This window comes from Sphingomonas adhaesiva (assembly GCF_002374855.1).
In the GTDB taxonomy this organism is placed as follows: Bacteria; Pseudomonadota; Alphaproteobacteria; order Sphingomonadales; family Sphingomonadaceae; genus Sphingomonas; species Sphingomonas adhaesiva.
Genome location: NZ_NWVC01000001.1, coordinates 458923 through 483083, shown reverse-complemented (window position 1 = coordinate 483083; position 24161 = coordinate 458923). Strand labels below are relative to the sequence as shown.

The 24161-nt window shown below is 70.8% G+C and carries 25 protein-coding genes; 13 read left to right on the top strand and 12 right to left on the bottom strand.

Translation table 11 applies throughout. The features are described 5' to 3' along the window. Positions 1-10: 10 nt before the first annotated feature. Both pdxA and rsmA read left to right on the top strand, forming a co-directional pair. Positions 11-1027 carry a 4-hydroxythreonine-4-phosphate dehydrogenase PdxA gene (pdxA, locus tag COA07_RS02435; RefSeq protein WP_083956733.1) on the top strand — a complete coding sequence of 339 codons (1017 nt, stop codon included), beginning with the start codon at positions 11-13 and terminating at the stop codon, positions 1025-1027. Further along, positions 1024-1857, top strand: a complete 834-nt coding sequence (rsmA, locus tag COA07_RS02430; RefSeq protein ID WP_066707788.1) for a 16S rRNA (adenine(1518)-N(6)/adenine(1519)-N(6))-dimethyltransferase RsmA — start codon at positions 1024-1026, stop codon at positions 1855-1857. The genes pdxA and rsmA overlap by 4 nt, the downstream gene beginning before the upstream one ends. Positions 1858-1860: 3 nt before the next feature. On the opposite strand, the gene COA07_RS02425 is transcribed toward rsmA, so the two are convergent. From COA07_RS02425 to guaB, 3 genes are all read right to left on the bottom strand, one after another. Next, positions 1861-2376 (bottom strand): tetratricopeptide repeat protein, encoded by a 516-nt coding sequence (locus tag COA07_RS02425; RefSeq protein WP_066707790.1) that lies wholly within the window; start codon positions 2374-2376, stop codon positions 1861-1863. A 33-nt stretch (positions 2377-2409) separates the two neighbouring features. Further along, positions 2410-3558 (bottom strand): RsmB/NOP family class I SAM-dependent RNA methyltransferase, encoded by a 1149-nt coding sequence (locus tag COA07_RS02420; protein WP_096640400.1) that lies wholly within the window; start codon positions 3556-3558, stop codon positions 2410-2412. 578 nt (positions 3559-4136) lie between these two features. Further along, positions 4137-5594: an IMP dehydrogenase gene (guaB, locus tag COA07_RS02415; protein ID WP_066712902.1), complete on the bottom strand. Its 1458-nt coding sequence runs from the start codon at positions 5592-5594 to the stop codon at positions 4137-4139. A 149-nt stretch (positions 5595-5743) separates the two neighbouring features. Here guaB and COA07_RS02410 point away from each other — a divergent pair, with 149 nt between their 5' ends. Then, positions 5744-6730, top strand: a complete 987-nt coding sequence (locus tag COA07_RS02410; protein WP_066712903.1) for an SPFH domain-containing protein — start codon at positions 5744-5746, stop codon at positions 6728-6730. Continuing rightward, positions 6730-7179, top strand: coding sequence for an NfeD family protein (locus tag COA07_RS02405; protein ID WP_174525855.1), 450 nt, complete (start codon positions 6730-6732; stop codon positions 7177-7179). Before COA07_RS02410 ends, COA07_RS02405 begins: the two co-directional genes overlap by 1 nt. 49 nt (positions 7180-7228) lie before the next feature. Here COA07_RS02405 and COA07_RS02400 read toward each other — a convergent pair whose 3' ends face one another. Next, the gene (locus COA07_RS02400; RefSeq protein WP_174525815.1) at positions 7229-8860 is read right to left on the bottom strand and encodes a phosphoenolpyruvate carboxykinase; all 1632 of its coding nucleotides are present in this window, start codon (positions 8858-8860) and stop codon (positions 7229-7231) included. A gap of 192 nt (positions 8861-9052) precedes the next feature. Here COA07_RS02400 and COA07_RS02395 point away from each other — a divergent pair, with 192 nt between their 5' ends. From COA07_RS02395 to COA07_RS02365, 7 genes are read left to right on the top strand one after another with little or no spacing between them, the layout of a single operon-like run. Next, the gene (locus tag COA07_RS02395) at positions 9053-9757 is read left to right on the top strand and encodes a response regulator transcription factor (RefSeq protein ID WP_066710156.1); all 705 of its coding nucleotides are present in this window, start codon (positions 9053-9055) and stop codon (positions 9755-9757) included. Continuing rightward, complete coding sequence (locus tag COA07_RS02390) at positions 9726-11300, top strand: stimulus-sensing domain-containing protein (RefSeq protein ID WP_066710154.1); 1575 nt, start codon at positions 9726-9728, stop codon at positions 11298-11300. Before COA07_RS02395 ends, COA07_RS02390 begins: the two co-directional genes overlap by 32 nt. Beyond that, the gene (locus COA07_RS02385) at positions 11297-11725 is read left to right on the top strand and encodes an HPr kinase/phosphorylase (RefSeq protein WP_066710152.1); all 429 of its coding nucleotides are present in this window, start codon (positions 11297-11299) and stop codon (positions 11723-11725) included. Before COA07_RS02390 ends, COA07_RS02385 begins: the two co-directional genes overlap by 4 nt. Next, a complete protein-coding gene (gene rapZ, locus COA07_RS02380) occupies positions 11722-12624 on the top strand; it encodes an RNase adapter RapZ (RefSeq protein ID WP_066710160.1) in 903 nt (300 codons plus the stop codon). Before COA07_RS02385 ends, rapZ begins: the two co-directional genes overlap by 4 nt. Before the next feature lie 29 nt (positions 12625-12653). After that, entirely contained in the window at positions 12654-13061 is a 408-nt protein-coding gene (locus tag COA07_RS02375) for a PTS sugar transporter subunit IIA (protein ID WP_066488783.1), read from the top strand. After that, a complete protein-coding gene (locus tag COA07_RS02370) occupies positions 13058-13327 on the top strand; it encodes an HPr family phosphocarrier protein (protein WP_066710150.1) in 270 nt (89 codons plus the stop codon). The genes COA07_RS02375 and COA07_RS02370 overlap by 4 nt, the downstream gene beginning before the upstream one ends. A gap of 29 nt (positions 13328-13356) precedes the next feature. Then, positions 13357-14154, top strand: coding sequence for a TrmH family RNA methyltransferase (locus COA07_RS02365; protein ID WP_066710148.1), 798 nt, complete (start codon positions 13357-13359; stop codon positions 14152-14154). Between the two features lie 5 nt (positions 14155-14159). Here COA07_RS02365 and COA07_RS02360 read toward each other — a convergent pair whose 3' ends face one another. The 4 genes from COA07_RS02360 to recR form a co-directional block, all read right to left on the bottom strand. After that, on the bottom strand, positions 14160-14876 hold the full coding sequence (locus COA07_RS02360) for an AAA family ATPase (protein WP_245841955.1): 717 nt from the start codon (positions 14874-14876) through the stop codon (positions 14160-14162). 50 nt (positions 14877-14926) lie between these two features. Beyond that, positions 14927-16309, bottom strand: a complete 1383-nt coding sequence (locus COA07_RS02355; RefSeq protein WP_066710144.1) for a DNA recombination protein RmuC — start codon at positions 16307-16309, stop codon at positions 14927-14929. A 167-nt stretch (positions 16310-16476) separates the two neighbouring features. Then, positions 16477-17010: a peptide deformylase gene (gene def, locus COA07_RS02350; RefSeq protein ID WP_066710143.1), complete on the bottom strand. Its 534-nt coding sequence runs from the start codon at positions 17008-17010 to the stop codon at positions 16477-16479. A 59-nt stretch (positions 17011-17069) separates the two neighbouring features. Continuing rightward, positions 17070-17666 (bottom strand): recombination mediator RecR, encoded by a 597-nt coding sequence (recR, locus tag COA07_RS02345; RefSeq protein ID WP_066710142.1) that lies wholly within the window; start codon positions 17664-17666, stop codon positions 17070-17072. A gap of 54 nt (positions 17667-17720) precedes the next feature. On the opposite strand from recR, the gene fmt reads away from it, so the two are divergent. Continuing rightward, complete coding sequence (gene fmt / locus COA07_RS02340) at positions 17721-18626, top strand: methionyl-tRNA formyltransferase (RefSeq protein WP_066710136.1); 906 nt, start codon at positions 17721-17723, stop codon at positions 18624-18626. Continuing rightward, positions 18623-19360, top strand: a complete 738-nt coding sequence (gene truA / locus COA07_RS02335) for a tRNA pseudouridine(38-40) synthase TruA (RefSeq protein ID WP_066710133.1) — start codon at positions 18623-18625, stop codon at positions 19358-19360. Before fmt ends, truA begins: the two co-directional genes overlap by 4 nt. Positions 19361-19382: 22 nt before the next feature. Here the strand turns inward: truA and COA07_RS02330 are convergent, their stop codons facing one another. The 4 genes from COA07_RS02330 to ilvD are packed head-to-tail and all read right to left on the bottom strand — an operon-like array spanning position 19383 to position 24073. Beyond that, positions 19383-20552 carry a class I SAM-dependent RNA methyltransferase gene (locus tag COA07_RS02330; RefSeq protein WP_066710131.1) on the bottom strand — a complete coding sequence of 390 codons (1170 nt, stop codon included), beginning with the start codon at positions 20550-20552 and terminating at the stop codon, positions 19383-19385. Next, a complete protein-coding gene (locus tag COA07_RS02325; RefSeq protein WP_096640398.1) occupies positions 20549-21922 on the bottom strand; it encodes an NAD(P)H-hydrate dehydratase in 1374 nt (457 codons plus the stop codon). Before COA07_RS02325 ends, COA07_RS02330 begins: the two co-directional genes overlap by 4 nt. Further along, complete coding sequence (locus tag COA07_RS02320; protein ID WP_066711703.1) at positions 21919-22371, bottom strand: hypothetical protein; 453 nt, start codon at positions 22369-22371, stop codon at positions 21919-21921. The genes COA07_RS02325 and COA07_RS02320 overlap by 4 nt, the downstream gene beginning before the upstream one ends. Beyond that, positions 22352-24073 carry a dihydroxy-acid dehydratase gene (gene ilvD, locus COA07_RS02315; RefSeq protein ID WP_066711702.1) on the bottom strand — a complete coding sequence of 574 codons (1722 nt, stop codon included), beginning with the start codon at positions 24071-24073 and terminating at the stop codon, positions 22352-22354. Before ilvD ends, COA07_RS02320 begins: the two co-directional genes overlap by 20 nt. Between the last annotated feature and the right edge of the window lie 88 nt (positions 24074-24161).

The following is a 24161-nucleotide window of genomic DNA, read 5'->3' as shown; positions in this document are numbered from 1 at the left end:
GGCGCGGCGGATGCAGCAGCCGGACCGCACCACGCCGATCATGGTGTCGATGGGCGATCCCGCGGGGATCGGGCCGGAGATCATCGCCAAGGCGTGGGCGGCGCGGCACGATCGCGGGCTGCCGCCGTTCGTCGCGGTCGGCGATTGCCGCGCGATCCGGCAGGTGTGGGACGGGCCGGTGCGGATCGTCACCGACCTGACCGCCGGCACGCGGCTGTTCGACGAGGCGCTGCCGGTGATGACCGTCGAGGACGGTGGCGATATCGTTCCCGGCACCCCCGACCCCGATGGCGCGCGCAGTGCGCTGCACGCGCTGGAGCTGGCCGCGGGACTGGTCCGCTCGGGCGCGGCGCGTGCGCTGGTGACCGGGCCGGTGTCCAAGGCGCAGCTGTACGGCATCGGCTTCACCCATCCGGGACAGACCGAGTTCGTCGCCGAACGCTGCGGCATTTCGCGCGACAATGCGGTGATGATGCTGGCCGGACCGGGGCTGCGCGTGGTGCCGATCACGACGCACGTGGCGCTGGCGGAGGTGCCCGGGCTGCTGACGGTCGACCTGCTGGTGGCCAAGGCGCGCGTCACCGCGCGCGGGCTGTGGCGCAATTTCGGGATCGAGCGGCCGCGGCTGGCCTTCGCCGGCCTCAACCCGCACGCCGGCGAAGGCGGCGCGATCGGGCGCGAGGAGATCGACGTGATGATCCCCGCGATCGAGCAGCTGGTCGCCGAGGGGATCGACGCGCGCGGGCCGTTCGCGGCCGACACGATGTTCCACGCCCGCGCGCGCGCCGATTATGACGCGGCGCTGTGCTGCTACCACGACCAGGCGCTGATCCCGCTCAAGACGCTGTTCTTCGATGACGGGGTCAACATCACCCTGGGGCTGCCGATCGTGCGCACGTCCCCCGATCACGGGACGGCCTTCGGCATTGCGGGGCAGGACCGCGCCCACCCCGGCGCGATGATCGCCGCGATCCTGATGGCGGACGAGGCCGCGACGAACCGCGCACGCTGCTCCGCCGTCGCATGACCGGCGCGGTGGAGCTGCCCCCGCTGCGCGACGTCATCGCGCGGCACGGCCTGTCGGCGTCCAAGGCGCTTGGGCAGAATTTCCTGTTCGACTCGCAGTTGCTGGCGCGGATCGCGCGCATCCCCGGCGATCTGGCAGACGCCGAGGTGCTGGAGGTCGGCCCCGGCCCCGGCGGGCTGACCCGTGCGCTGCTGGCGCAGGGCGCGCGGGTGACGGCGATCGAGCGCGACCGGCGCTGCATCCCCGCGCTGGCCGAACTGGAAGCGGCCTACCCCGGCAAGCTCAGGGTGATCGAGGGGGATGCGACCGAGATCGACGCGCGCGCGCTGTTCGAGGGTGCGCCGCATATCGTGTCGAACCTGCCGTACAATGTCGGCACCGCGCTGCTGATCGGGTGGCTGTCCGCCGCGTGGCGGCCGTGGTGGGAAACGCTGACGCTGATGTTCCAGCGCGAGGTGGCGGACCGGATCGTCGCGGGCGCCGGAGACGATGCATACGGGCGGCTGGCTGTGCTGTCGCAGTGGCGCAGTGCGGCGCGGATCGCGATGCCGGTGCACCGTTCCGCCTTCACCCCGCCGCCCAAGGTGATGTCGGCGGTGGTGCACATCACCCCGACCGAGGCGCCGGCGGGCGTCGACCTGGCGGTGCTGGAACGGTTGACCGCGGCGGCTTTCGGCCAGCGGCGCAAGATGTTGCGGCAGAGCGTGCGCGGCGTGCCGGGCGCGATCGAGGCGCTGGAGGCCGAGGGCATCGACCCGACCCGCCGCGCCGAGACCGTCGACGTCGCCGCCTTCGTCGCGGTCGCGCGGCGGCTGAGCGAGCGTCCCTAGGCGTCAGTCCTTGGCCGAGGCCTTGGGCGGTACCTTCGTCACTTCGGCCTGAGCGGTGGTGATCGCCGGCGGTCCCTTGGCGATCGCGGCGGCCAGCGTCGTCGCCTGCGGGCAGGCGCCCTTGCAGAGCGTGCGCACGCGCGACAGGTTCTGGCGTGCGCGTTCCACCGCGCCCCTTTCCACCAGCGCCGCGCCCTGGCCCGACAGCGCGTCGACGTCGTTGGGATCGAGCAGCAGCGCCTCGCGATAGAGGCGGATCGCCTTGCCCGGCAGGCCGCGCGCATCGGCGACCTGCGCCAGCGCGATAAACCCCTGGCGGTTGCGCGGATCGACCGTCACCGCGCTTTCGATCAGGTCGGTTGCGCCGTCGAGGTTGCCCGCCGCCTGCGCCGCGCGGCCCTGTTGCAGCAGCGCCATGCTGCGCGGGTCGATCTGGTCATCGGGGCGCTGGCCGTGCAGCGATGTGGAGATCGACACCAGCGCCAGCGAAAGGGCGACGGCGACGGACGTGAAACGCATGAACGGCTCCAGCTTCGGCACGATCCCTCGCGGTTAGCACGGCGCCCGGAGGCGTGCGACAAAAAAGCCGTCGGTGCCGTCGTGCGCCGGGGTCAGCCGCAGCCCGGAACCGCGCGCGCGCCCGAACGGGAGCGACAGCGGTTCGGCGACCCAGCCGGGGAAGGCGGAGAGGAAGGCATCGACCTGCGCCGCGCCCTCCGCATCGAGCAGCGAGCATACGACATAGACCAGCGCGCCACCGGGGCGCACGCAGGCCGCGCCGATCCCCATCACGTTGCGCTGCGCCGCGACGAAACGGTCGAGCCGTTGCGGGGTCAGCCGCCAGCGCGCCTCCGGGTTGCGGCGCCACGTGCCGGTGCCCGAACAGGGCGCATCGACGAACACCACGTCGGCGGCGACATCGGCGAGTGCGGCGCGTTCGTGGCCCGGATCGAGCAGCCGCGTTTCGATGATCGACACCCCGGCGCGTTCGGCGCGGGGCGCGAGCCGTGACAGGCGCGCGCGGTCGATATCGGCGGCGATGATGCGCCCCTTCCCCGCCATCTGCGCGGCGAGCGCGAGGCTCTTGCCCCCCGCCCCTGCGCACAGATCGAGGACGGTCATCCCCGGCGCGGCGGCGGCGGCGAGCGTCACTGCCTGGCTGCCGGCGTCCTGCACCTCCGCCTGTCCGGCGAGCGCGGCGACGTCCGCCCCGGCGGGCAGGCGACGGGCGTGCGGCAGGCCGGAGATCGGCGCGGCATCGGGAAGGTCGGCGGCGGGGTCGACCAGCCGGACATCGAGCGGGGCGCGGTCGATCAGCGCGGCCTGTTCGACGGCATCGAGGCCCGAGGCGGCGAGTGCGTCGACCAGCCAGCGCGGATGCAGCCCGGCGGCGGCGGGCACCTCCCCCGCCGCGATCGGCGCGGGGCCGTGGCTTGACCCGTCGAAGGTAGCGGCGAGCGCGGCGTCGTCCGTCGCCAGCGCGAGCAGTGCGGCGCGGCCGCTGGCTGGCACCTCCCCCAGCGCGCGGATCGCGGCGTAGACGAGGTCGCGGACCGCGCGGCGGTCCTTCGAGCCGGCGTAGCGGCGCTGCGCGAAATAGCGCGCGATCAGCGTATCGGCCGCGGCGCCCCCTTCGCGCGCGGCAAGGATGATCGCGTCGAGCAGCTCGATCGCGGCCTGGGTGCGGGCGGCGGGGGTCATTGCGGGCGGATCGGCATGGGAGGGGGTCCGGGATGGTGGCGCGCCAGGGGCGCGACTGGTGTCGAAGGCGGGGCGCTGGGCCGATAGCGAGGGATTTCCCCCGTCCGTGGCCCCTCCCCGGCGGAGGCCGCGGTGCAGTGGCCGGACGGCGCTGGTTTACAACGGCTGGCCCGGACCTGGGCCCCGGCCTTCGCCGGGGTGGTGGTGGGGTGGGCGGTGTGCCGGGTCAGGCGAATGTTGCGAATGTTGAGACGCTGGCGGGGTTGCGGGGCAGATGTTGAGGTGGTGGCGGGGCGGTGGTGCGGCCGCCCCTTCCCTGCCTGCGCCCCGGCTCGGGTCGGGATCCAGGTGGGGAGCGGTCGGGGTGATCCGGCGGCGTTGCCCGACTGGGCCCCGGCCTTCGCCGGGGTGGTCGTGTTGCGAATGGTGAGGCGGCGGCAGCTTTCCGTCGCACGGGCCGGGACTCGCACGGAAATCCTTGCGGGGCGGGTGTGCGGGGTCGTCATTGCCCGTGGCTGTGCCAGAATGCGGGCCCGTAGGACAGGCGGGCGACATGTACAGGCGGGCGCCCGCCCGGCTCAGCGCGTGGGATAATTGGGCGCCTCACGCGTGATCGTCACGTCGTGGACGTGGCTTTCCTTCAGCCCCGCGCCGGTGATGCGGACGAACTGCGCGCGCCGTTGCAGATCGGGGATCGCGGCCGAGCCGGTATAGCCCATCGCCGCCTTGATTCCGCCGACCAGCTGGTGGATCACCTCGCGCGCCGGCCCCTTGAACGGCACCTGCCCCTCGATCCCTTCCGGCACCAGTTTCAGCTGGTCGCGGACCTCGCCCTGGAAATAGCGGTCGGCCGAGCCGCGGCCCATCGCGCCGACCGATCCCATGCCGCGGTAGGATTTATAGGCGCGCCCCTGGTACAGGAAGGTTTCGCCCGGCGCTTCCTCCGTCCCCGCCAGCAGCGAGCCGACCATGCAGGTGGAGGCGCCCGCGGCCAGCGCCTTGGCCAGATCGCCCGAGGTGCGCAGCCCGCCGTCGGCGATCACGGGGACGCCCGACCTGGCGGCTTCCTCCGCACAGTCCATCACCGCGGTCAGCTGCGGCACGCCGACGCCGGCGACGACGCGGGTGGTGCAGATCGACCCCGGGCCGATGCCGACCTTGATCCCGTCCGCGCCCGCGTCGATCAGCGCGCGCGTCGCGGCGGCGGTGGCGACGTTGCCGGCGACGACCTGGACCGAATTGGACAGCTTCTTCACGCGTTCGACCGCGCGGGCGACGTCGCGGTTGTGGCCGTGCGCGGTGTCGATGACGATCAGGTCGCATTCGGCATCGACCAGCGCCTCGGTCCGGTCGAAGCCCTTGTCCCCCACGGTGGTGGCGGCGGCGACGCGCAGGCGGCCGGCCGCGTCCTTCGTCGCTTCGGGGTACATCACCGCCTTTTCGATGTCCTTGACGGTGATGAGGCCGACGCAGCGATACGCCTCGTCCACCACCAGCAGCTTTTCGATGCGGCGCTGGTGGAGCAGGCGGCGCGCCTCCTCCTGCCCCACCCCGGTGGAGACGGTGGCAAGGTTGTCCTTCGTCATCAGCTCGGCGACCGGCTGGTTCGGGTTTTCGGCGAAGCGGACGTCGCGGTTGGTGAGGATGCCGACGAGGCGGCCGTCCTTCTCGGTCACCGGAATGCCGCTGATCCGGTGCGCGGCCATCAGCGCCTGCGCCTGCGCCAGCGTCGCCTCCGGGGCGATGGTGATCGGGTTGACGACCATGCCGCTTTCGAACCGCTTCACCTGGCGCACCGCCGCGACCTGTTCGTCAACGGTGAGGTTGCGGTGAAGCACGCCGATGCCGCCGAGCTGCGCCATGACGATCGCCATGTCCGCCTCCGTCACCGTATCCATCGCGGAGGAGACGACCGGGATATTGAGCGCGATGCCGCGCGTCAGGCGGGTGCGGGTGTCCGCCTCCCCCGGAAGGACGCTCGACTCGGCCGGAACGAGCAGGACGTCGTCGAAGGTGAGGCCGAGGCGGATATCCATGTGGTGCCGAATCCCAGGGTGCTGCAGGAGTGGCGCGCCATGTAACCGCAAGCGCGGCGGATCGCTAGGGGGCCGGCGGCGGTGGCGCTAGGCGGCGTGCGAGGCGCGCGCTATCATCGCCGGCACATCACGGGGGAGTTGCCACGACCATGCTGATCGCCGCCATCCTGTTCCTGATCCTGGTGCTCGCGTACCTGATGACCAGCATCAAGATCGTCCGCCAGGGCTATCAATATACGATCGAACATTTCGGGCGCTACACGGCGACCGCGGTGCCGGGGTTCAATTTCTATCCCGCTTTCTTCTACCGCGTCGGACGGCGGGTGAACATGATGGAGCAGGTGATCGACATTCCGGGGCAGGAGATCATCACCAAGGACAATGCGATGATCTCCACCGACGGGGTGGTGTTCTTCCAGGTGTTGGACGCGCCCAAGGCGGCCTATGAGGTCAGCGACCTGTACAATGCGCTGCTGAACCTGGTGACGACCAACCTGCGCACCGTGATGGGGTCGATGGACCTGGACGAGACGCTGTCGAAGCGCGACGAGATCAACGCGCGGCTGCTGAACGTCGTCGATCACGCGACGACGCCCTGGGGTGTGAAGATCACCCGCGTCGAGATCAAGGACATCCGCCCGCCGCAGGACATCGTCAACGCGATGGCGCGGCAGATGAAGGCCGAGCGCGAGAAGCGCGCGAACATCCTTGATGCGGAGGGCAGCCGCGCGTCCGAGATCCTGCGCGCCGAGGGGCAGAAGCAGGCGCGGATCCTGGAGGCCGAGGGACGGCGCGAATCCGCCTATCGCGACGCCGAGGCGCGCGAGCGTGCCGCCGAGGCCGAGGCGAAGGCGACGATGGTGGTGAGCGAGGCGATCGAGCGCGGCGGCACGCAGGCGATCAACTATTTCGTCGCGCAGAAATATGTCGAGGCGGTCGGGAAGTTCGCGACCAGCCCCAATGCCAAGACGATCCTGTTCCCGGTCGAGGCGACGCAACTGATCGGGACGCTGGGCGGGATCGGCGAACTGGCCAGGGAGGCGCTGAAGCCCGACGCGGCGCCGGCCGCCCCCGTGCGCACGGACAACGCGCGCACGGACCAGCGGCGCGGGCCGTTCGAGCTGCCGGAGGCGTGATGCTGGATGCGATCGGGGGCATGGCCACCGGCTGGCTGATCGCGGCGCTGGCGCTGGCGATCGCCGAACTGGCGGTGCCGGGGGTGTTCCTGATCTTCCTGGCGGTGGCCGCGGCAATCACCGCCGCGCTGCTGGTGGCGGTGCCGGACGTCGTGGTGCCGGTACAATTGCTGTCGTTCGCGGTGTGGAGCGCGGTGGCGGTCGCGGTGGGGCGGCGCTGGTACCGCGACTTTCCGGTGACGGGCGGCGATGCGCGGCTCAACGATCGCACCGCGCGGATGATCGGCAGCGTCGCGCGGCTGGAAACCGCGATCGAGCATGGGCGCGGGCGCGTGGCGATCGACGACGGCAGCTGGCCGGCTCGCGGCCCGGAACTGCCCGCGGGCAGCGCGGTGCGGATCGTCGCGGTGGACGGCGGCGTGGTGGTGGTGGAGGCGATGGCGGACTGAGCCTCAACCGGCCCGGTCGCGGGGAGACGCGACCGGGCCGGCGCGCGGGTCAGGCCGCAGTCGCGGGCGCCCGGGGCGCGGCTTCGCGGACGCCCTGGTCGACATGCTCGGCGAATTGTGCGAAATTCTCGTTGAACAGGTCGACCAGCTTCGCGGCGGTCGCGTCATAGGCGGCCTTGTCCGACCAGGTTTCGCGCGGGTCGAGGATCGCGGTGTCGACGCCGGGGACCGACACGGGCACCTTGAACCCGAAATTGGGATCGGTGCGGAATTCGGCGTCGTTGAGGCTGCCGTCGAGCGCGGCGTCGAGCAACGCGCGGGTCGCCTTGATCGGCATGCGGTGGCCGGTGCCGTACTTGCCGCCGGTCCAGCCGGTGTTGACCAGCCAGCAATCCACCCCGCCGCGCGCGATCCGCTCCTTCAGCAGGTTGCCGTACACCGACGGGTGGCGCGGCATGAACGGCGCGCCAAAGCAGGTGGAGAAGGTGGCGTCCGGCTCGGTCACGCCGATCTCGGTCCCGGCGACGCGCGCGGTATAGCCCGACAGGAAATGGTACATCGCCTGGTCCGGGGTCAGCTTCGCGATCGGCGGCAGGATGCCGTAGGCGTCCGCCGTCAGCATCACGATGTTCCGCGGCGTGCCCCCCATGTTCCGTTCGGACGTGTTGGGGATGAAATCGATCGGATAGGCGCCGCGGCTGTTCTCCGCGAGGCTGTTGTCGTCGAGATCGAGCTGGCGGGTGACGTCGTCCATCACGACGTTTTCCAGCACCGTGCCGAACCGCTTGGTGGTGGCGAAGATCTCCGGCTCGGCATCGGCCGACAGGCGGATCATCTTGGCATAGCAGCCGCCCTCGAAATTGAAGACCGCATCGTCGGACCAGCCATGTTCGTCATCGCCGATCAGCGTGCGCTTCGGGTCGGCCGACAGCGTCGTCTTGCCGGTGCCCGACAGGCCGAAGAACACCGCGGTGCGCCCGTCGTCGCCCATGTTGGCCGAACAGTGCATCGGCATCACGCCCGATGTCGGCAGCAGGTAGTTGAGGATGCCGAACACCGACTTCTTCATCTCGCCGGCATATTTCGTGCCGCCGATCAGGATCAGCTTCTCGGTCAGGTTGACCGCGATCACGGTTTCGCCGCGGCAGCCGTGGCGCGCGGGATCGGCGCGGAAGCTGGGCAGGTCGATGATCGTGTAATCGGGCGCGAAGCCCTTCAGATCCGCCTCGTCCGGGCGGACCAGCATCGTGCGGATGAACAGATTGTGCCACGCCAGTTCGTTGACGACGCGCACGCGCACGCGGTGATCGGGCTGCGACCCGCCGAACAGGTCCTGGACGAACAGGTCGCCCTTTTCACGCAGCGCGGCGAGGAAATCGGCCTTCAGCGCGGCGAAATGTGCCGGGTCCATCGGCTTGTTCGACTTGCCCCACCACACGGTGTTCTCGGTCTCGGCATCGCGGACGGTGAACTTGTCCTGCGCCGAGCGGCCGGTGTGCTGGCCGGTTTCGACGACCAGCGGGCCGTCCGCCGACAGCTTCCCTTCGCCGCGCGCGACGGCCAGCTCGACCAGCCGGGCGGTGACGAGGTTCCAGTGGACGGTGGCGCGGGTTTCGATGCCCAGCGTGTCCAGTCCGGCGGTAGGAATGCGATCGCTCAATGGTCCGTCCTCTTCCTGCATCGGCGCGCAGCCCGACGGCCGCGCCCCGTGTCCCTGACGATCGGATACCGGTACGCGCCGACCGCGTCAAACATGTTAAACAAACGGCCCGCGGATCATGGCGGGACAGGTCGGCGCACGCGCGGGCATTGAGGCGCGCGCCGCTTTGATCTACGCCGCGGGCATGACCCGGACCCTCCCCCGGCCCACGCGATGACCGCGACGATCGCGCTGGTCGACGACGACCGCAACATCCTGACCTCGGTGTCGATCCAGCTGCAGGCCGAAGGGTTCCTGACGCGCGTCTATTCGGACGGCGAGACCGCGCTGAAGGCGCTGACCGACAATCCCGCGGACCTGGCGATCTTCGACATCAAGATGCCGAAGATGGATGGGCTGGAGCTGCTGCGCCGGCTGCGCGAGAAGAGCCAGATCCCGGTGATCTTCCTGACCAGCAAGGACGACGAGCTGGACGAGGCGCTGGGGCTGGCGATGGGCGCGGACGATTACATCGCCAAGCCGTTCAGCCCGCGGCTGCTGATCGCGCGCATCCGCGCCATCCTGCGCCGCACCGAGGCCGCGCCCACCAGCGACGGCGCGGAGGGCGAGGCGCAGGGGCCGATCGAGCGCGGGCGGCTGATGATGGACCCGGCGCGGCACCGCGTCACCTGGGCGGGCGAGGCGGTGACGCTGACCGTCACCGAATTCCTGATCCTGGAGACGCTGGCGCAGCGCCCCGGCATCGTGAAGACGCGCAACCAGTTGATGGACGCGGCCTACCAGGACGACATCTACGTCGACGACCGCACGATCGATTCGCACATCAAGCGCGTCCGGCGGAAATTCCGCGAGGTGGACCCGCAGTTCGATTCGATCGAGACGCTGTATGGCGCCGGCTATCGTTTCTCAGAGGAGTGAGGCCGCCGAGCAGGCGGTGGCGTGGACGGGGCGGGTATCGCTGACCCCGCGGATCCTGGCGGTCAACATCTTCGCGCTGCTGCTGCTGGCCGGAGGGTTCTTCTACCTCGATTCGTTCCGCACGCGCATCCTGGACGGGCGCGTCGTGCAGGCCGCGCGCGAGGCGCGGTTGATGGCCGAGGCGCTGTCCGCGGTCGGCCCGGCGGAGCGCGACCCGTTGCTGGCGCGGCTGGCGCGCGACACCGGTGCGCGGCTGCGCCTGTATGACGCGAACGGCGCGACGATCGCCGACAGCCGGCAGCTGGGCGTCGCCAATTTCCGGCTGGAAGACCCCGACCATGACGGGCTGGCCAAGCGCAGCGCGCGCTGGCTGGACGCGGGCATCGACCGGATCGTGCGCGCGCCGCTGGCACCGGGCTATCGCGAGCGGCGCAACGGGCGCGAATGGAGCGATGTCGCCGCGGTGCAGGCGGGCAAGCCGTTTTCCGTCACGATCTGGCGCGCGCCGGATCGTACCCCGGTCATCACCGCCGCCGCGCCCCTGCCGGGCGGTCGCGCGCTGATGAGCAGCGTCAATGCGCGCGACGTGACCGAGCGGGTGCGGCTGGAACGGTTCCGGCTGAGCGTGGTGCTGATGGTGGCGGCCGTCATTTCGATCGGGCTGTCGCTGTTCCTGGCGCGCACGATCGTCAACCCGCTGCGCCGGCTGGCGCGCGCCGCGGTGCGCGTGCGGCTGGGCCGCGCGCGCGAGGTGGTGGTGCCGCGGCTGCCCGATCGCCGCGACGAGATCGGGATGCTGGCGCGCGCGCTGTCGGACATGAGCCTGGCGCTTCGCGCGCGGATCGACGCGACCGAGGCGTTCGCCGCGGACGTGACGCACGAGTTGAAGAACCCCCTCGCCTCGCTGCGGTCCGCAGTGGACGGGCTGGAACGGGTCCACGACCCGGTGTTGCAGGCGCGCCTGATGGCGATCGTCAAGGACGACGTCCATCGGCTCGACCGGCTGATCAGCGACATTTCAGACGCCTCGCGGCTCGATGCGCAATTGAGCCGGGCGACGTTCGAGCCGGTGGATATCGCCGCGATGATCGGCGCGATGGTCGACGACCGGCTGCATCGGGGCGTGGCGCGCGACGTGCGGCTGCGCTTCGACCGACCCGATCCGGCGCCGCTGATCGTGCAGGGCGAAGGCGCGCGTCTGGAACGGGTATTCGCCAATCTGCTGGACAATGCCATCTCCTTTTCCCCCGACGGCGGACTGGTCAGCATCGCCGCGCGGCGCGACCAGGCGATGCTGGAAATCCGCGTCGAGGACGAAGGGCCGGGCGTGCCGGAGGAAGCGCGCGAGGCGATTTTCCGCCGCTTCCATTCCGTGCGCCCGTCGAGCGAGGGGTTCGGCGAACATTCCGGGCTGGGGCTGGCGATCGCGCGGACGATCGTCGACGGCCATCAAGGCGAGATCACCGTCGAACAGCGCGAGGACCGGGCGAGCGGCGCGCGTTTCGTCGTGCGCCTGCCGCTGGTGCCGGAGGTGGCGGCATGACCGACACGCTGACGCTGCACGCCACCACCGTCGCGATCGGCGGATGGGGGGTGATGATCACCGGGCGATCGGGCGCGGGCAAGTCCGACCTGGCGCTGCGGCTGATCGACCGCGGTGCGGAGCTGGTGTCCGACGATTACACCGTGCTGACCGCCGGCGATGGTGTGCTGAGCGCCGCTGCGCCGGCAACGATCGCGGGGCGGATGGAGGTGCGCGGGATCGGAATCGTCGATTGGCCCTATCGAATCGTCGCGCCGGTCGTCATGGCGGTGACGCTCGGCGATGAGGACGAACGGATGCCCGACCCGCGGATGATCGAGATCGCCGGCGTCACCCTGCCCGAGGTGGTGATCGACCCGCGCTGGCCCAGCGCGCCGATCAAGGTCGAATGGGCGCTGGCGCGCGCGGTGGAGGCGGCGCGATGACCGAGGTGCTGATCGTCACCGGCATGGCGGGCGCGGGCAAGACCAACGTCCTGAAGACGCTGGAGGATCTGGGCTGGGAGACGGTCGACAACATCCCCCTGTCGCTGCTGGGGCGCGTGGTGATCGCGCCGACCGGCGGGGGCAGCGAGCCGGAACGGCCGATCGCGGTCGGGCTGGGCACGGGCACGCGCGATTTCGATCCGGAGACGGTGATCCGCCATGTCGAGCATCTTCGCGCCCGCGCGGGCGTATCGGCGGAGATCCTGTTCCTCGACTGTTCGGGCAGCGAACTGGCGCGCCGCTATGTCGAGACGCGGCGGCGCCACCCGCTGGCCACCGATCGCCCGGCGGCGGAGGGGATCGCGCAGGAACGCACGCTGCTGGCGCCGCTGCGCGCCGCGGCCGACCGGCTGATCGACACGACGCGGATGCGCCCCAACGCGCTGGCGCAGCAGATCCGCGAGGCGTTCGTGCGCGAGGCGCAGGGCGAAACGACGCTGACGGTCGAATCGTTCGGCTTTTCGCGTGGGGTACCGACCGGCGCCGACCTGGTGTTCGACATGCGCTTCCTGCGCAATCCGCACTGGGACCCGGCGCTGCGCCCGCTGACGGGCCGCGACGCGCGCGTCGGCGCCTATATCGCGGCGGACCCCGCCTATGACGAGGCGGTCGGGCGGATCGAAGAACTGCTGCTGCTGTTGCTGCCGCGTTATCATGCGGAGGGAAAACCCTATGTCACCGTCGCCTTCGGGTGCACGGGCGGCAAGCACCGGTCGGTCCATGTCGCCGAGCGCGTGGCTGGGCGGTTGCGCGACGGCGGTTTTTCGCCCACCATCCGGCATCGCGATCTGGGGGCCGCGCCGCAGGATGCGCCTGGGGAACGGACGCCGGGTCAATGAACGGAATGTCGAAAGCAATGATCGGCCCCATGATCGGCCTGGTACTCGTCACCCACGGCCGGCTCGCGGATGAATTCGTGACGGCGATGGAACATGTCGTCGGCCCGCAGAAGCAGGTCCGCACCGTCGCCATCGGCCCCGACGACGACATGGAGGCGCGCCGCGCCGACATCGCCGGGGCGATCGCGGAGGTGGACGACGGGCGCGGCGTGATCGTGCTGACCGACCTGTTCGGGGGGACGCCGTCGAACCTGGCCATCTCGCTGATGGAGCGCGGCCGGGTCGAGGTGATCGCGGGGATCAACCTGCCGATGCTGATCCGGCTCGAATCGGCGCGCAAGGCGATGACGGTCGTCGCGGCGGTGGCCGCCGCGCGCGAGGCGGGGCGCAAATATATCTCGGTCGCGTCCGAGGTGCTGGGCGAGGCGGCGGCTTGACCGTCTCGCGCACCGTCGAGGTCACCAACCGCCGCGGGCTGCACGCGCGTGCGAGCGCCAAGTTCGTGACGCTGGCGTCGAACCTGCCGACCGCGGTGAAGGTGGCCAAGGGCGATTCGGAAGTGATCGGCACGTCGATCATGGGGCTGATGATGCTGGGCGCGGCCAAGGGCGACCATATCACGATCAGCGCCGACGGCGACGCCGCCGAGGATGCGGTGTCGGCGATGTGCGCGCTGGTGGAGGGCAAGTTCGGGGAGGATTGATCCCCCTTCCCGTCCGTGCGCGCGCCGTCATGCCCAGAACCATCACCGCTTATTCGAACCCGCTGGTCAAGCGCGTGCAGGGGCTGCGCGACAAGCGCCACCGGCGCGAGGAAGGGCTGTTCCTGGCCGAGGGGCTGCGCATCCTGACCGAGGCGCTGGAGACGGGGCGCGTACCGCGGTTCCTGTTCTTCGCCGCGGCCAGCGCCGGGCACCCGCTGGTGCGCGCGCTGATCGACGCGGTCGAGGCGGATTACGGCGAGGCGATCGAGACGACGCCCGACATCCTGTCGAAACTGTCGGGCAAGGACAATCCGCAGGCCGTGGTCGGCGTGTTCGACATGTTCGAGACGACGCTCGACGCGCTCGACCGCACCGCCGCGCCGATCTGGCTGGTGGCGGAGCGGCTGCGCGATCCGGGCAATCTGGGGACGATCCTGCGCACCGGCGACGCGGTGGGCGCGGGCGCGCTGATCCTGGTGGACGAATGCGTCGACCCCTTCTCCACCGAGGCGGTGCGTGCCAGCATGGGGGCGTTGTTCACGGTGCCGATCGTGCGCGTGGCGTGGGGCGAGTTCATCGCCTGGCTGCGCCAGGGACCGGGGCAGCTGGTGGGGCTGAGCCTCCAGACCGAGGAGGGCTATCGCGATGCGCCCTATGCCGCCCCCACCTTCCTGTTGACCGGCAACGAGGCGCAGGGGCTGCCGGAGGAATATGAGGCGGCGTGCGACCTGCTGGTCAAGCTGCCGATGCGCGGCAAGGCCGACAGCCTGAACGCGGCGGTGGCGACCGCGGTGATGGCCTATGAGGTGCTGGCGCGGCATCGCTGAGCCGGTCAGTCGTGGGACATGGCGTCGACCGTTCCCGCTGGATCGAGAATGAACTCGCGGTAGAGACGGTAGTGATCCGTATCGTGCAGGCCGATCGGGTCGATACCGGCGCGCGTCATGGAGAATAGCGCAGCGCCCGGCGTGGCCATCAGGATCGGCGAATGCGTCGCCAAGATGACCTGCGCCTTCCCCGCCGCGGCGATGGTGCGTAGCAACTTGACGAACGCGAACTGGCGGCGGGGCGACAGGGCGGATTCGGGTTCGTCGAACAGGAAAATCCCCGGCCTTGCACAACGCTCCTCGAAGAAGCGCAGGAAGCCTTCGCCGTGCGAATAGGAGAGGAAATCCGGGGGCAGCGCGCCGGCGTCCAGCGCGGCCCGATCGAGATAGCGGGCCACGCTGAAGAAGCTTTCCGCCCGGAAGAACCAGCCCTGCCCGACCTTCGGCAGCCAACTGGCGCGCAGGACGTCCTGAAGACGGTCGCCGTTATGTTCCAGCGCCTCGCTATGATCGAGCGGGCGATAACCGGGGCCGCCGCCGGCCTGGTCGAAACCGGCGATCGCGGCGATCCCCTCCAGCAGCGTGGATTTGCCCACGCCGTTCTCGCCGACGATGATCGTGATCGCGCGATCGAAGCGCAGCTGGAAATCGTCGTCACGAAACAGCGGCAGGTTGAAGGGGTAGCGGGCCCGATCGATCGCCACGTCGTCGCGCAGCCGCACCTGCTTCAGATAGGGTGGTGCCAGCCGCGTCTGGAACGCCCGCGCCATCGCTATTCCGCCGCGTCGTCCAGCGCGGCCAGCTTCGTCAGCGGGCGGGCGATCTGTTCGCCGACCGGCAGCGCCTCGATCGAACGGTTGCCGGTGTCGACGTTGAGCGCCTCGAACCGCTTGGCGCTGGTCAGCACCTGGCTTTCGAGGCTGCCGACGAAGGCGTTATAGGCGCCCATCGCGGTGTCGAGGTTCTTGCCCAGTTTCGACACGTGTCCGCCCATCACGGCAAGGCGCGCGTAGAGTTCCTTGCCGAGCGCGGCGATCTCCTGCGCCTGCGTGGCCAGCTTCTCCTGACGCCACACCGCGTCAATGGTACGCGCGATCGCGATCAGGTTGGTGGGGGTGGCCAGCAGCACGCGGCGGTCGAAGGCGAAGTCCCACAGCGTCGGATCGTGTTCGAGCGCGGCGGACAGGAAATGTTCGCCCGGCACGAACATCACCACATATTCGGGCGCATCGTCGAACTGCGTCCAATAGGCCTTGGCCCCCAGCGCGTTGACGTGCGCGCGCATCGAGGCGGCGTGCGCGGCGAGGCCCAGCTGGCGCTCGCCCTCATCCACCGCGCCGAACGCATCCTGATAGGCGTTGAGCGATACCTTGGCGTCGATGATGAGCGACTTGCCGCCGGGCACCCGGACGATCGCGTCGGGGCGCAGCCGGCCCGCCCCGTCCTCCGCCGCGACGCTGACTTCCATCTGGAAATCGGTATGTTCGGTAAGGCCGCAGCTTTCGAGGACGTTGCGCAATTGCTGCTCGCCCCAGCGGCCGCGCGCCTTGGGGGCGTTTCGCAGCGCGTTGACCAGCTTGGCCGCCTCCCCCGAGACACGCTCCTGCCCGGCGCGCATCGCCTCGATCTGGCCGTGCAACTGGCCGAAGGCGTCGCGGCGCTCCGCCTCGATCTTCGCGACGCCTTCCTCATAGCGTAGCAGGCGGTCGTTGACCGGTTGCAGCAGCGCCTTCAGCCCCTGCCCGGCCTGCTCCTCCGACTGGCGCAGCCGCGCCTCGGCGCGCTCGAGGAACGCCTTCTGCGCGTCGGTCAGCGCGGTCTGCGCCACTTCCTTGAAGCGCAGCGTCATCTCGTCCGCCGCGACCTTCAGATCGGCGATGCGCTGCTCCGCCGCGCGGCCCTCGGCGGTCAGGCGGGAGACGTCGAGGCGCGCGGCCTCGCGCTCTTCGCGCGCCTGCGCCAGTTCGTCGCGCAGTGCGTCGACGGCCTTCGCCCGTTCCTCCGCCGCGGCCAGATCGGTGATCGCGCGGCGGAACTGTTCGGCCTGCGCATCGCGATCGGCGCGCAGCGTCGCGACCTCACGCTTGCCGGCCAGCCAGCCGATGGCGAGGCCCAGCGCGACGGCGACGAGAGCGATGAGGAGATATTCGACCATGGGCGGAACATAGATCGAACGGCGCGGCGGCGGCAACCGCTAATCGGCGGACCCGACGTGTTGCGTTGCCGCGGCACGGGGCCGCATCGACCAGGCCGTTGCCCGCGCGGGTCGGTGAATGCCAGAACGGGTCCGGCAGGACGGGCGGAATTTTCGCTTCGGCGGGGTCAGCCGCGGCGCAGCTTGTCGAGCTTCTTCATCAGCATCCCGCGCTTCAGCCGCGAGATATGGTCGATGAACAGCACGCCGTTCAGATGGTCGATCTCATGCTGCATGCACGTCGCCATCAGGCCGTCATATTCGGCCTCCTGCCGGGTGCCGTCGGTGTCGAGCCACGTGACGCGGCAGCGCGCCGGGCGCGTCACCTCGGCATATTGCTCGGGGATCGACAAGCAGCCTTCGTTATAGGTCGACAGCTCGTCGCTGACCCAGGTGATTTCCGGGTTGATATAGGCGTGGGGATCGCGTGCCGCCTCGGGCGGCGCTTCCTCGCCTTCCTCGACGCCGTCCTGAAGGTCGATGACGACGATGCGCTGCATGATGCCGACCTGGATCGCGGCCAGACCGATGCCGCGCGCGGCGTACATCGTGTCGAACATGTCGGCGACGATACCGCGCACCTCGTCGGTGACCTCCGCAACCGGGGCGCAGGTTTCGCGCAGGCGCGCATCGGGGACTTCGACGATCGGGAGAATGGCCATGCGCGCCAGCTAGGGGCGCGACCCGACAGCGTCAAGCGAGCGGCGGCTTCGGGGGGAGTTCACGCCACCGGGCGGCGCGCGCGCAGCGCCTGGGCCAGCGTGCCTTCGTCAAGATAGTCCAGCTCACCGCCGACCGGCAGGCCGTGCGCCAGCTGGGTGAGGCGGACGGGGAATTTCTCCAGCCGTTCGGCGAGGTAGTGGGCGGTCGTCTGCCCCTCCAGCGTGGCGTTCATCGCCAGCACCACTTCGTCCACGCCCCCGCCCGCGACGCGCGCCAGCAGGCTGTCGATCGCCAGATCCTCCGGCCGGATACCCTCCAGCGCGGACAGCCGCCCGCCGAGCACATGGAAACGGCCGGGGAACAGCCGCGAGCGGTCGAGCGCCCACAGGTCGCTGACATCCTCCACTACGCACAGCGCGCGGTCGTCGCGGCGCGGATCGGTGCAGATGCCGCACGGATCGGTGGTATCGACATTGCCACAGATGCCGCAGGTCGCCAGCCGTTCCTCGACCGCGACCAGCGCGGCGCGCAAGGGCGCGAGCGCGCCTTCGCGCTTCTTGACCAGATGCAGCACCGCGCGGCGCGCCGAGCGCGGGCCGAAGCCGGGAAGCCGCGCCAGCGCGCTGGTGAGCGCGTCGATCTCCTGAGATGCCATGCCGGAACAGATAGGGGGTTGCGCGACGCGCCGCCAGCGTGTCGAGAGCGGGCCATGCGGATCATCTTCATGGGGACGCCCGAGTTCGCGGTGCCGACGCTGGATGCGCTGGTCGCGGCGGGGCATGACGTGGTGGCGGCGTACAGCCAGCCGCCACGGCCGGGCGGGCGGCGCGGGCGCGAGCTGGTGCCGTCGGCGGTGCATATGCGCGCGCAGTGGCACGGGATCGAGGTGCGCACGCCGGTGTCGTTCCGCGAGGATGGCGCGGTAGCGGCGCTCGCGGCGCTGGAGGCGGATGTCGCGGTGGTCGCCGCCTATGGCCTGATCCTGCCGCAGGCGGTGCTGGACGCGCCGCGTCTGGGGTGCCTTAACGTCCACGGATCGTTGCTGCCGCGCTGGCGCGGGGCCGCGCCGATCCAGCGCGCGATCATGGCGGGCGATGCCGAAACCGGCGTTGGCATCATGCAGATGGAGCGCGGGCTGGATACCGGGCCGGTGCGGCTGGAGGGGCGGACGCGCTGCGCCGGCAAGACCACGGGCGAGCTGACCGCCGAACTGGCGGCGATGGGCGCGGCGCTGATGGTGCAGGTGCTGGCCGACCCGGACGCCCATCCGCCGGTGGCCCAGCCCGACGAGGGCGTCACCTATGCCGCGAAGATCGCCAAGGAGGAGGCGCGGATCGACTTTGCGCAGCCCGCGATCGAGATCGACCGGCTGGTCGATGCGCTGAACCCCGCGCCGGGCGCCTTCTTCGAATGTGGCGGGGAACGGATCAAGGTGTTGCGCGCCGATATCGAGGGCGGACGCGGCGTGCCGGGCGAAGTGCTGGACGACCGGTTGCTGATCGCGTGCGGCGAGGATGCGATCCGTCCGGTGCAGGTGAAGCGCGCGGGGCGCGGCGAGATGGGGGTGGACGAATTGCTGCGCGGTTTTCCGATCGCGGCGGGGACGCGCCTTTGACCCGCTTCGCGTTGACGGTGGAATATGACGGCCGCCCGTTCATGGGCTGGCAACGGCAGGCCCACGGGCCGAGCGTGCAGCAGGCGATCGAGGACGCCGCGGCGACGATTACGGGCGAGGCGGTGACGTGCCATGCGGCGGGGCGCACCGACGCGGGCGTCCACGCGCTGGGGATGCGCGCGCATGTCGAGATCGCCAAGCCGATCGAGCCGTTCCGCCTGATGGAGGCGCTGAACGCGCGGTTGCGCCCTGCCCCGGTCGCGGTGCTGGCGTGCGAGATCGTCGCCGACGACTGGCATGCGCGCTTTTCGTGCCTGGGCCGCGCGTACGAATATCGCATCGCCAACCGACGTGCGCCGCTGACATTCGAAAAGGGGCTGGCGTGGCAGGTGCCGCAGGTGCTGGATGCGGACGCGATGGACGATGCAGCGCAGGTGCTGGTCGGGCGGCATGACTTCACCACGTTCCGGTCGGCGCATTGCCAGTCGGCCAGCCCGGTCAAGACGCTGGCCCGGCTGGACGTGGCGCGCGACGGCGACCGGGTGACGGTGCGCGCGGCGGCGCGATCGTTCCTGCATCATCAGGTCCGCTCGATGGTCGGCTGTCTGGCGATGGTGGGCATGGGGCGGTGGACGCGCGACGACCTGGCCGATGCGCTGGCGGCGACGGATCGCCAGCGGCTGGGGCTGAACGCGCCACCCGACGGGCTGTTCTTCGTGGAGGCGGTTTATTGACGCGCGCGGCGCTTCGGGGAGGCTATCTACTGAAGCGCGCGGCCAGTTCGACATGCGTCGACCAGCGGAACTGGCCGACAGGCTGCACCCAGTCGAGCCGCCAGCCGCCTTCGCACAGGGTCTTCGCATCGCGTGCGAAGCTGCTGGGATTGCACGAGACATAGGCGATGGCAGGCGCGATGGAGGCGGCCAGCTGCGCCGCCTGTTCGCGCGCGCCGGCGCGCGGCGGATCGAGGACGATCGCGCCGAAGCGGTCCAGCTCGGCCGTGGTCAGCGGGCGGCGGAACAGGTCGCGATGTTCGGTAAACACCAGCCGCTGCGCGCGGCCCGCGGCGGCCTTCAGCGCGGCGATCGCGTCGCGCGCGCCCTCCGCGGCATAGACGCGGCCGGGAAGCGCGAGCGCGAAGGTGCCGAGGCCGGCGAACAGGTCAGCGACGATTCCGGCATCGCCGACCGCCTCGCGCACCGCGGCGACCAGCGCCGCCTCGCCCTCGCGCGTCGCCTGGAGGAAGGCGGCGGGGGGCAGCGGGACCGGGACGTTGCCCAGCGTGATCGTCACCGCATCCGGTTCCCAGCGGGTTTCCGGCCCCATGCCGTCGTCGAACGCGAACCGCGCGAGGCGATGTTCCTGCGCGAAGGCGGAGATGGCGTCGGCATGGGCCAGCCCCTCCGGCGCGATGCCGGTGACCAGCAGGTCCACGCCCTGATCGGCGAGCGCGAGATGGACGTCGAGGCGGCGCTTCGGCTTGAACGACGGCAGCAGGCGCTTGAGCGGTTTGACCAGCGCGAACAGTTCGGGCGCGAGGACGTGGCATTCCTGCACGTCGACCAGCTGGTGGCTCTTTTCCTGCGCGAAGCCGAGCCGGCCGGCGGGATCGAAGTGCAGCGTCGCGCGGCGGCGGGTGCGCGGCGGCGACAGCTGCGGCATGCGGATCGGCGCGGACAGGCCCTGCGCGGCGAGCGCGGAGGCGACCCGCTCGACGATGAAATCCGACCAGCTTTCGTCGTCGAGATGCTGGAGCTGGCAGCCGCCGCACGCGGGGAAATGGCGGCACGGCGGGACATTGTGATGCGGCCCGGGCTGGACGGTGCCGTCCGCCGCGATCGTATCGCCGGGTGCGGCGAAGGCGATGTGGCGGCCGTCGTCGGCGACGCCGTCACCGCGGGCGGCGACGCGGACGATCGTGGTCATGCGAATATCCCTGCCATATGTGCGGCAAGATCGTCCGCGATGAACGCCGGGCCGGCGCGGCGCGCGGCCTCGGCATGGAGCCAGACGCCCGCGCCGGCGGCGTCGAAGGGCGCGCGCCCGCCCGCCAGCATCGCCGCGATCGCGCCCGCCAGCACGTCGCCGGTCCCCGCGGTCGACAGCCAGGCACTGCCGGCCGAGGCGAGCGTGGCGCGGCCGTCGGGCGCAGCGATGACGGTATCGGCGCCCTTGAAGACGACCACCGCGACGCTTGCCTGCGCCGCCGCGCGCGCAGCATCGAGCTTCGACCCGGAGGGCGCGCCGAACAGCGCGGCGAACTCGCCGGCATGGGGCGTCAGGATCATCGGCGCGGTGCGCGCGGCAAGCTGCGGCGGCGTGACCAGATGGAGCGCGTCGCCGTCGATCACCAGCGGGTGCGCGGTGGCGAGCGCGCGACCCAGCAGCGCCCGCGCCTCGTCATCGCGGCCGAGGCCGGGGCCGACGACCACCGCGCCGATCCGCGCGTCGTCCAGCGCGGCGTCGTCGAGGCGGCGGCGGACCAGCGCGTGCGGGGCGCCGGGGATGGTCGGGCCGAGCAGCGCGACATAGCCGGCGCCGGCGTGCATCGCGGCGGTGGCGGCCAGATGCGAGGCGCCGGCCATCCGCCCCTTCATGACGGCGACCATGCCGCGCGTGAACTTGTGGCTGTCGGGCGCTGGCGTCGCCAGCGCGGGGGCGGCGAGGACGTGCGCGGCGGAGGCGGTCTCCACGCCGATCGGCACGACGCGCACCGCGCCGCACCGCGTGGCGCCCGGCTGGAGCAGATGCGCGGGCTTCACCGCGCCGAGCGCGAGCGTGACGTCGACGGCGGGCACATCGCCCAGCAGCGCCCCGGTGTCGGTGGCGATGCCGCTGGGCAGGTCGACCGCGATCGATAGCGTGGCCTGCGCTACCAGCCGCGCGAGCGCCGCCGCAGCCCCCGCATCGAGCGCGCGCGACAGGCCGGTGCCGAACAGCGCGTCGACCACCACCGGCGCGGCCCGCGCGGTGGCGAGCGGTTCGACCGCCCCGCCCCAGCCGTTGCGCGCCACCCGGGCGGCATCGCTGCGCGGATCCGCGGCGGCGGCAACGCGCACCTTCCGTCCGGCCGCGAGCAGGCGCGCGGCGGCGACATAGCCGTCCCCGCCGTTGTTGCCGGGGCCGCACAGGATCAGGATCTCATGCGGGCCGGCGAGCCGCAGCACGGCGTCGGCGATACCATGGCCGGCACGCTGCATCAGCGCGCCGACGCTGGTGCCGGCGGCGATCGCGCTGTCTTCCGCCGCGCGCATCTGCGCCGCGGTCAGCACCGGCATACCGGAGATGGGGATCATTGCGGGCGCGCCGTTTCCGATGGCGTGGGCGACGGTGTTGCGGACGCGGACGGCTTCACGGTGGCGGGAAGGCGATAGATGTCGTTGCCGATCGCCACCTCTATCTCACCGGCGTCGACGATCCCGACCTTGGCGGGCTGCGCGCCGTCCGCCGCGGTGACGCCGCGGCCGTCGCGGGTGACCAGCAGGCGGCGGAACCCGCCGTCGGGGTGATGGACGGTCAGCACCAGCCGCCCGGCGGTATCGGTGCCGCGATCGACGCGGCACGCGCGCTGGAACGTGTCAGCCCCGGCGAGCGCGCAGTTGATCCGCCCCTCGTCCGCGGCGGCGCTGGTCTGATCGGCCTCCACCTTCGCCAGGACGGAGGGGTCGGCGGTGCGTTCCTTGCACCCCGCCAGCAACGCCAGCGCGGCAAGGAACAGGAACCGATCAGATATCCGCGTAAACATGCCGCTCCGCTGCCGCGCCGGGGTGGGTGACCGCCCCCTTATAGGCAGGGCCGACATTCTGCGCATAGCGCCACAAGGCGCCGGCGCCATAGTCATTCTGTCGCCCGGTCCAGCGCGTGCGGCGATCGGCGAGTATGGCGTCGTCGACCAGAAGGTCGATCGTCCCCGCCTCCGCGTCGATGCGGATCGTGTCGCCGTCCTCGACCAGCGCGATCGGGCCGCCGTCCGCCGCCTCCGGCCCGACATGGCCGATGCAGAAGCCGCGCGTCGCGCCCGAGAAGCGCCCGTCGGTGATGAGCGCGACCTTCTCGCCCATCCCCAGCCCGTAGAGCGCGGCGGTGGTGGACAGCATCTCGCGCATCCCCGGCCCGCCCTTCGGCCCTTCGTAGCGGATCACGACGACCTCGCCCTCGCGGATCGCACGCGCCTCGACCGCGGCGAAGGCATCCTCCTCGCAATCGAAGCAGCGCGCCGGCCCTTCGAACTGGAGCCGGTGCATCCCGGCGATCTTCACGATCGCGCCATCGGGCGCCAGCGTGCCGCGCAGGCCGACGACGCCGCCGGTGGGCGTGATCGGCGCCTTGGCGTCGTAGATCACCTTCTGATCGGGGTTCCACGTCACCTGGTCGATGTTCTCCGCCAGCGTCTTGCCGGTGACGGTGATGCAGTCGCCGTGCAGCAGCCCTTCGGACAGCAATGTCTTCATCAGCATGTAGATGCCGCCGGCCTCGTACATGTCCTTCGCGACATACTTACCGCCCGGCTTCAGATCGGCGATGTACGGCGTCGACTTGAAGATTTCCGCGACGTCGAACAGGTCGAACGCGATCCCCGCCTCATGCGCCATCGCGGGCAGGTGGAGCGCGCCATTGGTCGATCCGCCAGTGGCCGCGACGATCCGCGCGGCATTCTCGAACGCCTGGCGCGTGCAGATGTCGCGCGGGCGGATGTTCTTCGCCAGCAGCTCCATCACCTGCGCGCCCGCGGCAACCGCGATCTGTTCGCGCGTGGTATAGGGCGCGGGGACCATGTTGCTGTTGGGCAGCGACAGGCCGATCGCCTCGCCCACGCAGGCCATGGTGTTGGCGGTATATTGCCCGCCGCACGCGCCGTGCCCCGGGCAGGCGACCTTTTCGAGCGCGTGAACCTCGCTGATCGGGCAGTTGCCGGCGGCGTATCGGCCGACCACCTCGAACACGTCCACGACGGTGACGTCGCGATCCTCGAACCGGCCGGGCAGGATCGACCCGCCGTAGACGAAGATCGAGGGGATGTTGAGGCGCAGCATCGCCATCATCATCCCCGGCAGCGACTTGTCGCATCCCGCGAAGCCGACCAGCGCGTCATAGCAATGGCCGCGCACCGACAGTTCGACCGAATCGGCGATCACCTCGCGGCTGACCAGCGAGGATTTCATCCCCTGGTGGCCCATCGCGATGCCGTCCGTCACGGTGATGGTGTTGAAGCGGCGCGGCATCCCCCCGCCCTGCTCCACCCCGCGGCGCGCGGCATCGGCCTGCGCATCCAGCGTGGTGTTGCACGGTGCGCTGTCGTTGCCCGCGGAGGCGAGCGCGACGAACGGGCGTGCGATCGCCTCCTCCGAAAGGCCCATCGCGTAATAATAGCTGCGGTGGGGAGCGCGCTCCGGCCCGACCGAGACGTGACGGCTGGGCAGACGGGATTTGTCGAAAACATGGGTCATAACGCGCACGCCTATGTCGCGGGAGGCGGGGTAAACGCAAGGATATTAGCGTTGATAGGTAACGCCGCCGCGTGCCATGCTCGGCTAA

Bases quoted from the DNA above. Each gene is read 5' to 3' on its own strand.
- COA07_RS02400 (WP_174525815.1), bottom strand. From the start codon at position 8,860: ATGCAGGAAGAGGACGGACCATTGAGCGATCGCATTCCTACCGCCGGA.
- COA07_RS02425 (WP_066707790.1), bottom strand. From the start codon at position 2,376: ATGCGTTTCACGTCCGTCGCCGTCGCCCTTTCGCTGGCGCTGGTGTCG.
- fmt (WP_066710136.1), top strand. From the start codon at position 17,721: ATGCGGATCATCTTCATGGGGACGCCCGAGTTCGCGGTGCCGACGCTG.
- COA07_RS02395 (WP_066710156.1), top strand. From the start codon at position 9,053: ATGACCGCGACGATCGCGCTGGTCGACGACGACCGCAACATCCTGACC.
- def (WP_066710143.1), bottom strand. From the start codon at position 17,010: ATGGCCATTCTCCCGATCGTCGAAGTCCCCGATGCGCGCCTGCGCGAA.
- COA07_RS02355 (WP_066710144.1), bottom strand. From the start codon at position 16,309: ATGGTCGAATATCTCCTCATCGCTCTCGTCGCCGTCGCGCTGGGCCTC.
- pdxA (WP_083956733.1), top strand. From the start codon at position 11: ATGCAGCAGCCGGACCGCACCACGCCGATCATGGTGTCGATGGGCGAT.
- COA07_RS02330 (WP_066710131.1), bottom strand. From the start codon at position 20,552: ATGACCACGATCGTCCGCGTCGCCGCCCGCGGTGACGGCGTCGCCGAC.
- COA07_RS02320 (WP_066711703.1), bottom strand. From the start codon at position 22,371: ATGTTTACGCGGATATCTGATCGGTTCCTGTTCCTTGCCGCGCTGGCG.
- COA07_RS02390 (WP_066710154.1), top strand. From the start codon at position 9,726: ATGGCGCCGGCTATCGTTTCTCAGAGGAGTGAGGCCGCCGAGCAGGCG.
- COA07_RS02325 (WP_096640398.1), bottom strand. From the start codon at position 21,922: ATGATCCCCATCTCCGGTATGCCGGTGCTGACCGCGGCGCAGATGCGC.
- guaB (WP_066712902.1), bottom strand. From the start codon at position 5,594: ATGGATATCCGCCTCGGCCTCACCTTCGACGACGTCCTGCTCGTTCCG.
- rapZ (WP_066710160.1), top strand. From the start codon at position 11,722: ATGACCGAGGTGCTGATCGTCACCGGCATGGCGGGCGCGGGCAAGACC.
- COA07_RS02405 (WP_174525855.1), top strand. From the start codon at position 6,730: ATGCTGGATGCGATCGGGGGCATGGCCACCGGCTGGCTGATCGCGGCG.
- COA07_RS02410 (WP_066712903.1), top strand. From the start codon at position 5,744: ATGCTGATCGCCGCCATCCTGTTCCTGATCCTGGTGCTCGCGTACCTG.
- COA07_RS02385 (WP_066710152.1), top strand. From the start codon at position 11,297: ATGACCGACACGCTGACGCTGCACGCCACCACCGTCGCGATCGGCGGA.
- ilvD (WP_066711702.1), bottom strand. From the start codon at position 24,073: ATGACCCATGTTTTCGACAAATCCCGTCTGCCCAGCCGTCACGTCTCG.
- COA07_RS02420 (WP_096640400.1), bottom strand. From the start codon at position 3,558: ATGACCCCCGCCGCCCGCACCCAGGCCGCGATCGAGCTGCTCGACGCG.
- COA07_RS02375 (WP_066488783.1), top strand. From the start codon at position 12,654: ATGATCGGCCTGGTACTCGTCACCCACGGCCGGCTCGCGGATGAATTC.
- recR (WP_066710142.1), bottom strand. From the start codon at position 17,666: ATGGCATCTCAGGAGATCGACGCGCTCACCAGCGCGCTGGCGCGGCTT.
- COA07_RS02365 (WP_066710148.1), top strand. From the start codon at position 13,357: ATGCCCAGAACCATCACCGCTTATTCGAACCCGCTGGTCAAGCGCGTG.
- rsmA (WP_066707788.1), top strand. From the start codon at position 1,024: ATGACCGGCGCGGTGGAGCTGCCCCCGCTGCGCGACGTCATCGCGCGG.